A 12,202-nucleotide genomic window follows, 5' to 3' on the forward strand; every position below is an offset into this window, starting at 1 on the left:
TAGACCAAAATCCTCTTATAATCATAGAACATATACAACTAATAATCGTCTTATCTTAACATTGGACTATTTTTGATTTGGAGGTCACTCAAAGCCATGATGCCTTTCCTGCTTGCGGAATTCACCAATTTGGAGCAAATACTCCCGCTGTACGTTTATTGCGTCGGCAGCCATGAACAGAAGCACCTCGAGCGGCCCGATGGCTACCCTGCCCATCAGCTGTTCCTGTCCCGCAGCGGTCAAGGGATCTTCCGCATCCCAGGCCGTGCCGATATTTTGTTGACTCCCGGTACCGCGCTGCTTCTGCCAGCCAATCTCCCGCACGCTTATTTCCCTTACGAATCTACGGAAAATTGGGATTTGGGCTTCGTCGCTTTCGACGGCCATGCGGCCAAGCCGCTGCTGGAGCAAATGCACGAATTGATGCTGTCGGCCCTGCAGGTGCCCAACTTCGAGCTGCTCTGGAGCCAGCTTGAGTCGCTATGGCACCTCATCAGCCTGAACGGGGAGCAATCGTACTGGGAAGCCTCCAAACGCATTTACGGCATGACCATCTCATTGCTTGAAGGGCAGACCAGTGACAAAAAATCGTTGAAGGGCGTTACTGCTTCCAGCAGCCCGCAGCCTGCTCTGCAAGCCGCAGTAAAGCTCATCCACGACCACTACAACGAAAAGCTGCTGCTGACGAACGTAGCCAGGGCCGCTGGCTATTCCCCCCAGCACTTTCACCGTTTGTTTGTGACCAGCTACGGCATGACGCCCCAGCAGTACATTTTGCAGCTGCGGATGCGCCGGGCGACCCAGCTCCTTCAAGAGAACCCCGACATAACAGTGGAGAGCGTGGCCGAGAAGCTCGGCATGGAAACGAGCTATTTTATCCGCATGTTCAAACGTACCTACGGCCTGACACCCAAAAAATACAAAGACAAATCGTAAAATTCATTTAAAAAGCTGTCCCAAACAGGCGTTTGGGACAGCCTTGAACCTTTTATTTCTGCGCTGCCAGGAATGCATCAACTTGGCTTTGCATCTCAGCGCCTACTTTATCGATGCCTGCCGCCTGCAGCTGCTTGATCAGATCGGCTTGGCCTTTTTCGATATCCTGGATTAGGCCGTATTCCAATGGAATCGCATAGCGCAGCATCACGTTCCCCAGGTTCGATACTTCGTTCTTCACCTTGCTGTCATCAAACACGAAAGTTTCGAGAGGGTAATGGTATACATGCTCCTGCCACTGATTGAGCATTTCGTCAGCTTCCTTCGGATACGTCGTATCCGTACGGTTCAGCAGGGAGTTCCATCCCCAGTTCGAGAAGCCGGTGTAGTTCGTAGAGCTCGGACCCGGCGTAAATTGGTCATCGCCCACTGGCTCATAGTGCTTGCCGACAATGCCGTACATCGTTAAATCGTGAATTTCCTTGTCATTTTGCAGCAAATCGATCAGCATCAGCGCACGCTCCGGGTTTTTGGAGGTAGCATGAATCGCCATGCCGTTCTGAGTCGAGACCGCCGCGGATTTCATCTTGTCCGGTGTCAAGTCGACGACCGCCATCTCATATTCCGGCTTATCCCGGCGCTGTTCTGCCACGTTGAACGCAAGCGTACCCAGGTTCTGCGCACGGGATGCAAACTTGCCGGCCTTCATGTCCTGCCATACGTCATTTTTATAGCTGATGACGTTTTTCGACCATACTCCGTTATCCACGAGATCTTTATAATATTTCAACAGCTCCGTAAATTCAGGCGTATCATAAACGTTAAACACCTTTCCGGACGGATCGTCCATTTTGAATGCAAACGGCACGTTCGGATCAACAACCTTCCAGTTGTTTTGCTGCTCCAGCAGCACCTCGTCAAGCTCATGCCATTTCCAGCCGTCGCCCGGTTTGGCACCGAATGCATTCATTCCTTTTTCGTTGGCTGCAATCGTTTTAAGATATGCGGCATACGTCTCCGGGCTGTTTACCGGCTCAAGATTATATTTCTTGCGCAGATCCTCGCGGATCAATACCACTTTGTCTACAACCTCGTTACTGTTTTGCGGTACCATGTATACTTTGCCGGATACCTTTGCCTGATCCCACGCAGCCGCTGGCAGCGCCTCCCACGTTTTCGGCGTGTATTTCGCAAGCATTTCCTCCGTCAGCTCTAGGAAGCCGCCGCGGATCGCCTGATCATTGTAAAATGCCCAGTTTGCCGTATAAGCGATGTCGAAGTCCTCGTTCGCTGCGAACTTCAGCGGATATTTCTGCGTCCAGTCGGACCAGTCGAGGAATTCCGCTTCTACCGTAGCGTTGATTTTCTCCTTCAACAGCTTGTTCAGCTCGCCAAAAACCTCTTCGTAGTCCACCGGCTTGCCGCCGACTAGAAGCATTTTCAGTTTGACTTCCTTGGATATATCGATCGTATCTGTAGATTCTGTGCTGTTTGCTCCGCTATTTCCTTGTCCTGCGTTCGCGGACCCGCCATTCTCTGCCGCATTCTTCCCTCCGCCGCAAGCGCTTAACAGCGTTGCCAGCACCAGAAAAACCGTCAGCAGAAGTGTTACCGTCTTTTTAGTCTGTTTCATGGCATGTTTCCCCCAATCAATTAATGTAATCAAGAGTACAGCTATATATTGATAACCAGGTTTCCCTGAGGTCACCCTTTAACGGCCCCGATCGTCAGCCCTTGCACGAAGAAGCGTTGAATGAACGGGTAAGCGATCAGAATTGGACCGGTCGCAACGATGGTCATTGCCATCTTTAAGCTCTCTGTCGGGATTTCAAGATTGATTGCCGCCCCCGATTCCATCATCGCCTTCCGCATGCCGTCCATATTGCCTAACAGCCTATAAAGATAGTACTGAAGCGGCATTAGATCGGATTTTGAAATAAAGAGCAGGGCATGATACCAGTCGTTCCAGTAAGCCAGGGCGATAAACAGGCCGATCGTTGCCAGCGCCGGCTTGGACAGCGGAATAATGAGCTTCAGGAAAATCAGGAAATCGCTGGCCCCGTCGATTTTTGCCGATTCTGTGATCGCCTCTGGAATACTGCTCATGAATGACTTCATGACGATAATATAGAACACGTTCATGAGCATCGGCACAATCAGCACGACCAATGTGTCCTTCAGCTGCAGGTAGTTGACGATCATCAAATACCACGGAACAAGCCCGCCGCTGAATAAGGTCGTAAAAAAGAAGAAGAAGGAAAAGTGGTTGCGCCATTTGAAATCTTTTCTGGACAGCACATAAGCTGTCATCGAAGTCAGGAATAATCCGACAGCCGTTCCGATCAAAGTCACGCTGATCGTAACCCCGTAAGCTTTGAGCATATCCGCAGGATACTTGAACAATATGCTGTAGGCTTCCAAGGAAAATTGGGTCGGGATGATTGTGAACCCATGCTCGATAATCGAGCTTTCCTCAGTGAACGAGGAAGAGATAATCAGTATGAACGGAAAGATACAAAATAGCGCTAAAATAGTGAGTAACGTATATCCGATAATCGCGAGCAGCAGACGGTCCGAAGATTTCCCCTTGCCTTTCCCGGCACGGATTTCCGGATCGAAACGGCCGGGATTTGCTGTTGTCGCACTCATTTGCATCAAGCCTCCCTTTTTAGAACAAGGCGCGATCCTTGTCGTATTTGCGCACCGCATAGTTGGCCAGCAGAATCGTCGCGAATCCCAGGATGGATTGGTAGAACCCTGCCGCCGCAGACATGCCGATTTCATTGGATGTCGTTAACGAACGGAACACATAGGTGTCGATGACGTCCGTGGACGAGAAGAGCAGTCCGTTATTGCCGACCATATTGTAGAACATGCCGAAGTCTCCGCGGAAAATATTGCCGATGGCCAGCAGGAACAAGATAATGACGGTAGGCATGAGATTCGGTACGGTTATTTTCAAAATTCGCTGAAAAATATTCGCCCCGTCAATTTCCGCCGCCTCGTACATTTCCGTATCGATGCTCGTAATCGCCGCCAGATACATAATGGAGCCGTAGCCCAGTGCCTTCCATGCTGACACTACGATAAGAATCAGCGGCCAATAAGCAGCTGTGTTATAAATGTCGATAGGCCCGAGACCAATTGATCTTAGCATTACGTTCAGTGTACCGACGTCGTAGTTAAACAAGTTGTAAGCGATAGCCCCAACCACGACCCAGGAAATGAAGTACGGCAGGAACAGCACCGTCTGGGTTACCTTACGGAACCATTTACCGGCTACCTCAAACAGCAGGATTGCCGTAACTATTTGCAGTAGATTATTGACGATGATGAACGCAATATTATATAGTGCCGTATTGCGGGTTACACGCCAAGCGTCGCCCGATTCCATGAAAAATCGAAAGTTCTCCAATCCGTTCCATGGGCTTCCGAATATGCCCCCTTGATAGTTGAACTGCTTAAAGGCAAGAACGATGCCGGCCATAGGTACATAGGCAAACAGCAGGAAAAACAATACAGCGGGGGTGAGCATCAGCAGCAATGCTCTGTATTTCTTTAGATCGCTGAAAAAGCCCTGATTTTTCATGTCTACTCCCCTCTCGAAATCTCAGTATTCTCTCTAATGTCCTTACTTTTCATTATAAGGAGGCGGTTCCCGCGTGAGGATTCAGGCAAACAACAAAAACTAATACTAATTCACCGATTCACCGAAAATACAAAAATTCTGTCATCTTAAAAAGCCCCCGGCCAATTGCCGAGGGCAGCTTGCATTCAACTATTCGCTTTCTTTCCAAAGCTAGATCTTGTTCTTTTTTCTATACTCCCCGGGCGTCATTCCCATGCTCGCTTTAAATTGCCGGTTGAAATAAATAATGTTTTTGTAGCCCATCAATTCGGCCACCTCATACACCTTAAGGGTCGGATCGCGCAGAAGCTGGCAGACCCGGTTCATCTTGCATTCGTTCAAATATTCGCTAAACAGCATGCCTGTCTCTTCCTTAAACAGATGACCCAGGTAGTTCGGCGTGAAATCAAAATGCGCCGCCACTTCCTTCAAAGTGATCTTCTTCTCCAAATGTTCCTCGACATAGCCCATGATTTCGTCGATCAGCTTGCGCTTCTGCCGCTGCCGCTTCACGTACAGCTTCTCCGACAGCTCGAAGAACCTCCGTCTCAGCCAGGATACAACGTCATGCACCGTCTCGAACTGAAACAGCACATCGGGCTGATGTGATTCCCACTCCAAGAGCTCGTACAAATTCTCGCTGCGCTGCAGCAATTCGGCATGCAGGCTTGATGTGATGCGAATAATGAGCTCGTACACCTCCTTCTTGCTGGCCAGCGGCATGTCCTTGTAGAGCAGCAGATCAAGCAAACAGTCATCGATGACGACCAGATCATAGTCCATAATGGCATTCAGCATGGCGGAAATGGTGCCGTCAATCGGCGTGCCGGGAGCTCCCTGCCTCGCCGGCTCCATCGGATCGCGCAGGAGACGGTTCTTGCCGAGCAGCCATTTCGCGCTTAGCGAGGCTTGGGCCTGCTGAAAGGATTCATGCAGGCCTTGGGCGTCATTTGTATATTTCCCTACGCCTACAGTAACTGTATAAGAAGTAGTCTGTGCGACTTCTTGAATAAGCTCATTGAGCCGCTTTACGAACAGGTCCTCGGGTAATGCCGACAAAACAATCAGCCTAGTCTGTCTAGCTATTGTTAGGGCGCCAAGCTCCGTACCCATCGCCAGCGATTTAATCCGCTGAATAATGGTGCGCGTCTCCACCCGGCGAACATCCTCGGATAAATCCCGCAGCTTCCACTCCAAGTCATCGATTTCGATGAACGCGGCGGCGCAGCCAGATGACAGTAGCGGGTGGAGAATGCTCTGCAGATGCGGCTCGGGAAAACCGGGATCGTCGTGTTCCAGCCACCTCAGCAGCAGCTCCTCGCTAACCAGCGATAACGTCTCGGAGTAAGAACGCGCCTGTTCCTTCTCTTCCTCCACCTCTGCGCAAAGCTTGCTAAGCAGATCATACAGCTCCTTGTCTTCTACCGGCTTCAACAAATAATCACACGCGTTGATTTCTATTGCTTCCCGGGCATAATTGAAATCCTCGTGGCCGCTAATGAACACGACCTTAACCTCGGGGTTAATCACTTTGGCTTTACGTGCAAACTCTGTTCCCGACATGATCGGCATCCGGATATCCGACAGGATCAGGTCGATGCGCTGCTCCTCCATCACTTTCAAAGCCAGAAAACCGCTGTTGGCCGTTCCGGCGACATGGATGTCCAGTCCGCTTGCCAGGACTCTGCGGCGCAGCCACTCCAAATCGACGGCCTCATCGTCTACCAGCAATACATTTACGCTCATCTTTTGCGACTCCTCTCTAAGAAGTATTATCGTTAATACGGCATATTTGGCAATTCGGGCGTATCGGCAGCATCACCGTGACCGGCCGGCAGGAGAAGCCGCACCGTCGTCCCCCCGCCGTAAATACTAGCGATTTGAACACCGTAGGCTTCGCCGTACCTGAGCTTGATTCGTTCATCCACATTTCTTACCCCATAGCCTCCGGTTTGGCTGGGCCCCGTCATAAGCAGCCTGACCTGCTCGGAACGCATACCTACCCCGTTGTCGATGATCTTCAGTTCGACGTCATTGTTTATGCGACGGCCCGTAATCCGAATCGCGATCGTTTCTCCGAACCAGGCATGCTTGAATACGTTCTCGACGAAGGGCTGCAAAATCAGCTTGATGACCTGATAGTCCAGTATCTCAGATTCGACATCGACCTGCACAGTAAATGCGTCGGCGTACTTGACGCGCTGAATTTCCAGGTACGTCTCGACCTGCTCCAACTCTTTTCCCAAATGAATATGTACATTTCCTTGATTCAGTGTTAACCGGTAAAAGCGGGAGAGACCCTGGACCATCTCCGTGACCTTGCCGATCTCCCCCAGGTTCGCCAAACTATTGATCGTTGACAATGTGTTATAGAGAAAATGGGGATTGATCTGTGCCTGCAGCGCTTCCAGTTCGGCCTGCTTCTTCTGAATCCCTTGCAAATACACGCTATCGATCAGCTCCTGGATATTCATCGCCATCATGTTGAAAGCTTCGGCAATCTGCACGAACTCGTCATTTCCCGAAAAGCGGATGCGCTTCTGAAAATTTCCTTCCTGAAAAGAACGGACAAGCATGACGATCCGGGTCATTTTTCGTCCGTTAAGCCTGGCTACCATGAATCCAATTAAGGTCATCCCGATAAAGCTGATTGCGCACACCCCAAGAATCACCCGCTGCAGCTTTCCAGCATCTTTCGTCAAATATGCCTTCGGAACAAGCGTTTCGATAGCAAAATCAGTCCCTGAGATAGGCTCATGAAGACGAAGATAGGCATCGCTGCCTCCTGTCTGTTCCCCCAGTTCAGCTTGTTCGGCTAATTCCGCAGGGCCGCGCTGGTACACCCGCTCTCCTGTCAGCTGATGGATTAACCGGACTGTGATCCCTTCTTCTACCGGAAAAGTAGCTAAATTGCCGAACAAAGCGTCGAGAGGCACAGTAATCCGCACATAGCCGATGATTGCCCCGTAGTCGCTGTATGATACGAGCTTGCGGATGTGGGAAATATGGTCCAGTTTTTTATCCGTATCGATTTGGACCCAAAGATTGTTGCGCTCCGAATTTTTGTACAGCTGATACCAGTCGGTTGCCTCGATGTCCCGCAAAGGCAGGATATAATAATCACTTTGCTTGATCGGTTCTTCCAAATTATCGCCATTGATTATGATCATGTCGCTATTGGGCGTGTAGAGCATGAAGCGGATGTTGTTGCCGAACAGCTGCAGCGGCGACACGATTTGCGGGATGATCTCATCCTTCATCGTCAAATAAATGTCCAGCGGCTCTCCCTTTTTCTGCAGCGCTCTTTGAAAAGCCACGCTGCCGAACAGTGTATCCGACATGCGCTGGATTTCATCCATTTGGTACTGAATATTGTATCTGGCCTGCTCCATCCCGGTACGGATATTCGTCTCCGCCATCTCTGTCCGCGACTGCGTCAGCATCGTATAAGAGATATATCCAATGAGCACATCCGTCAGCAGCACTAGGAGCAAGTAAGGGATCATCATTTTATATGTAAAAGGCACGTAACGCTTTTTCAAGTTAGGCATCGCTATGACTCCCCTTTTAAACGATGATGTTGGATATTTATCTTATCGTAACAGATCGCCCAGATATGTATATCAATCTTTGTATATTTACTGGATAGGCCAGGATTTTTCCTGTTATTAATTGTACGCCAGCCAAACTATCAATAAAAAAGCAGCATGGACAGGCTTGGCCGCTGCCTTGCTGTCCATGCTGCTCCGACTAATATCTTCATCAGCTACGATGTTATTTCTCTATGACTATCTACTTTTCTCTTACCCTCTTCCACTGCTTCTATGTTCATTGTTCTCTTTAACTTATTTTCCTATGGCTGTTTCTCGTTTGCCAAATGCCCCTCATACATAACCTCAGCCAGCAAATAGGAGATGGTCGATTCTGCACCCCGGTTCAAATTCACCCCGCACTCCTGCAGACCGTCGCAGCAGCTGCCCTCTTCGTGATCAGCAAGAGGCACCCCGGCATCGTTGTCGCCGTAGAACCAGGCATGGCAAGCCCGTGCCGTCTCACGGTAACGAATTTCGCCCGTCAGTTCGCCCGCCTTGGTGCAGGCCAGCATCAGCTTCATGACATCGATCGGCTGCTGATCCCATAAGGCCCGGGAATGCCGCGAGCACCAGCCCCTGTTGCCGATCGGACGAATATGATGTTCCTTAGGGCTGCGGCTGCGCAGGATGAGGAAGTCGAGGCTGCTCAAGGCGATGTCGAGCGCTTCCCTGTCACCGGTCGATTCATAGGCCCACAGCATCCCCCAAGGCAGAAGCCCGTTGCTGTAAGTCATCTCGGCCTCATACCACTGCCAATCCGCCGCCGCATGGCTGCGGTAACTTTGCTTAAGGCGGCGCGTCAGCTCCTGGATCGCGGAGTCCGCCAGCTCTGCTGAAAATGCATAAGCTGCTGCTCCGCCATGGATTCGACCATCGTGGTAACCATGTCTTTTGAGCAGGCCCAGCGCTGCCAACGCGTGAGCCCATCCCCGGGGCTTCCGCAGCGTGGAGACCAGCGGGAGTGAATGGGCGAGCAATGTTTCTGCAGCCAGCCGCCTGCCGGGATCCTCCAGGCGGCAGTAAGCCAGAGCGGACGCCCACAGGCACCGGCCCAGGCAGTCCTCCGAAGGGACTTCCGGCTCCTTCGAGCGATCATAAGCAATATTGTTATGATAATGGCCGTCCTCCTTCTGCACCCACAACATAAACGCCAAATAAGTATCGATTAGCGTCAAGAGCAGCGGGCGATCCTGCTCGCCGGACAATTCCAGAAGCTCCAGGCTGGCCCAGAGCGCGCGGGCCTGGTCATCCGTGCTGTAGCCCTCTTTCCGCCGGGGAATTTTCCCGAGTGCGTGCTCTGTAATCCCCGTATCGTCGGTCAGTCGCTGAAGATGGGCCAGCCCGGGAAGCCTTCTGCTTATCGTGGCTGTCATTACGCTTCCACAACCTTCGGAGCCAATTCCCGCCGATCCTGCTTAAGGCTGGAGGCGGCTGCGCCAGCCTTTGCCTTGGCGGCGAGCTGGCCGAACAAGCTCAGGTGCAGCTTGCCGACTTTTGGCCAGTGCATGGCACGGGCGATGTTCATCATGCTGCGCTCAAGCTCCAGCCGTTCCTCCTCGCTACCGAGAAGCTTGCACATCCGCTCGGCCCACTGCCCGGCGTCGCCGGGCGCAAGCAGCAGCTCCGGATAGCTTCCCAGGAGCTCCTCCGCATATACGTAAGGGGTGCTCAGCACCGGCCGCCCCAATCCTACGGCATAGGCCAGCGTGCCGCTCGTGATTTGCTGCAGCCCGGGATAAGGCGTCACGTAGAGATCGCAGGCCGACAGCAGGCCAACCAGTTCATCCTCCTCCACGTAACGGTCGATCATCGTTACATGGTCCTCCAGCCCGCGCTGCTGAACCATCGCTTGCAGCTCCTCGCGATAGGCCTCTCCTTCCTGCTTCTTCACCTCGGGATGCGTCTGTCCGACGATCGCGTACAGGACGTCCGGCACCTCGCGGGCTACTTTGTCCAGCGCATGTATGACCGTCTCCAATCCCTTACCCCGGCCGAGCAGCCCGAAGGTCATCACGACCTTCCGCCCGTTCCAGCCCATTTTGCGGCGGTACGATATCCGCTTGCCAGGAGCCGGCTCCGGTGTGCCATGGGGGACGACCTGGATTTTCTCCCGGGGGATCCGGAAGGCGCTGTGCAGGAAATCTACCGCCCTGCGGTTCATGACCATGATCATATCGGCTCGCTTCGCCAGACGCTCCTGCACGCTGCGGTAAGGCTCCTCCGGCTGCTCGAAGACCGTATGGAAAGTCACGGCCAGTGGCTTTTCCAAGCGCTCGGCAAGATCCAGCACATATCCTCCGGCTTCTCCGCCGAATATCCCGAACTCATGCTGGAGCGATACTACAGCCACCTCGCTGCGGTTCAGCCGGTCGGCCGCCCGGATATAAGCGGTTCGGTCATGCTTGTCGAGCTCCCAGATGCCGGGAGCTGTCTCTAGTCCTGTAGCCTCGCTCGTCCGCAGGGCAATGACCGGATCGATGCCCCGCCATCCTCTCGCCCCCCGGATGCTCTGGCGCAAATGATGAGTATATGTGGCAATGCCGCAGCGTTGGGGAATATAAGTACCGATAAAAGCGATTTTCGTCATAACGACACCGCCTCCTTCATCCGATTAACGACGGCTTCATAGAGCGCATAATTCGGGCCAGCCTCCGCGCCCGTGCCGAAGACGCATTGATGAAGCTGCGCCCCGGACTCGACGCGGCAGCCTTCCCATAGAATCGTTTCGGACAGCTCCGCCTGCTCTTTAATGATGCAGCCGTTCCCGATTACGGAATACGGCCCAATGGTTACGCCGTCCTCAATCCGCACTTTGTCCCCGATAAGCACCGGAGGAACGATCGTGGCCCGGGGCGAAATTCTGCACTGCCGCCCGACCCAGACCCCTGGACGGATCTCCTCGCCATAAATCGGAATCGGCAGCTTTCGATCGAGCACATCCCAATGCACCTGGCGGTATCTCGCCCTTGTGCCCATATCAAGCCAATAGCCTTTAAGCTGATAACCATAGACGCCCATTCCCGTACGAATCAGCTTCGGAAAGACCTCCCGCTCGATGGAAACCTCCCTTCCGGCGGGAATAAGCTGCAGCGCCTCCTTGTTCATGACATAGATTCCCGCATTGATGAGCCGGGACGGCGACTCCTCCTTCCGCGGCTTCTCCACGAAGCGGACGATGCGCTGTCCTTCAGCAAGTTCAACGACACCGAATTGCGAAGGATCCTCTACCTCCGTCAGCCCAATGGTCACCGCCTGCCCGTGCCCGGCATGAAAATCGACGAGCGGCTTCAGGTCGAGCTCCTGCACCACATCGGCATTAAGAACGATAAATGAATTGCCGAGCTTCGATTCAGCGTGCTTGATCGCCCCGGCCGTGCCCAGCGCCTCCTTCTCCAGCGTGTAGTCGATGCTCACTCCCCACTTCCTCCCGCTGCCAAAATATCCGCGAACCAGCTCGGGATAATGCTTGAGGGCAATGACGATTTCACGGAAACCTTGGTCCCGGAGCTGAGTAATCAAGTGCTCCAGCCAAGGCCGGTTCCCAACCGGAGCCATGGGTTTCGGGTATTGGCCCGTTAATGGCAGCAGACGGCTGCCCATTCCTCCCGCTAACAGCAATGCCTTCATTACAAACATCACCCTTCCTTGATCGATATTAAAAAAGCTGAATCATGGCGGTCGATTTTTCAACGATCATGTTGCCATAATAGTGAAAATTCACGTCATCTTCAGCTTCCTTGCTTTGTTGTCTCCGGCTTGTCCTCAAGCCGCAGCATCCGCTTTATGCTTTTTTTCAGGCGCTTGGCCTGATTTCCCGTTCGAATAGCCATCTGCTTGAATCCCATATTCCAGGACAGCATCGTATGTTCCGCCTGAAATATAGCGATGGCTCCGACTGCTGCGCCGCTGCCTGGCAGCTGCAGGCAGCTTTGCGGGCTTGCCCCTTTTGTCAGCCACATACGTATCCTCCTTTCGATATTAGCACTCAATGAAGTCGGCTGCTAATATTATTATAAAAATAAGACCCGCCTCGATTTCAACCGGC

At 52.5% G+C, this 12,202-nt stretch carries 10 protein-coding genes; 1 reads left to right on the forward strand and 9 read right to left on the reverse strand.

All coding sequences use genetic code 11. The features are described from left to right. The first annotated feature begins 96 nt into the window (after positions 1 to 96). Entirely contained in the window at positions 97 to 936 is an 840-nt protein-coding gene (locus tag MKX50_RS18315; RefSeq protein ID WP_339157540.1) for an AraC family transcriptional regulator, read from the forward strand. Positions 937 to 988: 52 nt separating this feature from the next. On the opposite strand, the gene MKX50_RS18320 is transcribed toward MKX50_RS18315, so the two are convergent. The 9 genes from MKX50_RS18320 to MKX50_RS18360 all read right to left on the reverse strand — a co-directional run bounded on the left by MKX50_RS18320 (position 989) and on the right by MKX50_RS18360 (position 12,116). Continuing rightward, positions 989 to 2,569 carry an ABC transporter substrate-binding protein gene (locus tag MKX50_RS18320; RefSeq protein ID WP_055107174.1) on the reverse strand — a complete coding sequence of 527 codons (1,581 nt, stop codon included), beginning with the start codon at positions 2,567 to 2,569 and terminating at the stop codon, positions 989 to 991. Between the two features lie 71 nt (positions 2,570 to 2,640). Further along, positions 2,641 to 3,585, reverse strand: coding sequence for a carbohydrate ABC transporter permease (locus tag MKX50_RS18325; protein ID WP_083484907.1), 945 nt, complete (start codon positions 3,583 to 3,585; stop codon positions 2,641 to 2,643). 19 nt (positions 3,586 to 3,604) lie between these two features. After that, positions 3,605 to 4,525 (reverse strand): ABC transporter permease subunit, encoded by a 921-nt coding sequence (locus MKX50_RS18330; RefSeq protein ID WP_055107173.1) that lies wholly within the window; start codon positions 4,523 to 4,525, stop codon positions 3,605 to 3,607. Between the two features lie 210 nt (positions 4,526 to 4,735). Next, positions 4,736 to 6,310, reverse strand: coding sequence for a response regulator (locus MKX50_RS18335; protein ID WP_055107172.1), 1,575 nt, complete (start codon positions 6,308 to 6,310; stop codon positions 4,736 to 4,738). A 32-nt stretch (positions 6,311 to 6,342) separates the two neighbouring features. Continuing rightward, the gene (locus tag MKX50_RS18340; protein WP_213589717.1) at positions 6,343 to 8,115 is read right to left on the reverse strand and encodes a sensor histidine kinase; all 1,773 of its coding nucleotides are present in this window, start codon (positions 8,113 to 8,115) and stop codon (positions 6,343 to 6,345) included. A gap of 302 nt (positions 8,116 to 8,417) precedes the next feature. After that, positions 8,418 to 9,530, reverse strand: coding sequence for a glycosyl transferase (locus MKX50_RS18345; protein ID WP_339157541.1), 1,113 nt, complete (start codon positions 9,528 to 9,530; stop codon positions 8,418 to 8,420). Beyond that, positions 9,530 to 10,744 (reverse strand): glycosyltransferase, encoded by a 1,215-nt coding sequence (locus MKX50_RS18350; RefSeq protein WP_213589708.1) that lies wholly within the window; start codon positions 10,742 to 10,744, stop codon positions 9,530 to 9,532. The genes MKX50_RS18345 and MKX50_RS18350 overlap by 1 nt, the downstream gene beginning before the upstream one ends. Beyond that, entirely contained in the window at positions 10,741 to 11,784 is a 1,044-nt protein-coding gene (locus MKX50_RS18355) for an NDP-sugar synthase (RefSeq protein WP_339157542.1), read from the reverse strand. Before MKX50_RS18355 ends, MKX50_RS18350 begins: the two co-directional genes overlap by 4 nt. A 101-nt stretch (positions 11,785 to 11,885) precedes the next feature. After that, a complete protein-coding gene (locus MKX50_RS18360) occupies positions 11,886 to 12,116 on the reverse strand; it encodes a hypothetical protein (protein WP_339157543.1) in 231 nt (76 codons plus the stop codon). Between the last annotated feature and the right edge of the window lie 86 nt (positions 12,117 to 12,202).

The sequence above is a fragment of the Paenibacillus sp. FSL W8-0186 genome (genome assembly GCF_037969765.1).
Classification (GTDB): Bacteria; Bacillota; Bacilli; order Paenibacillales; family Paenibacillaceae; genus Fontibacillus; species Fontibacillus woosongensis.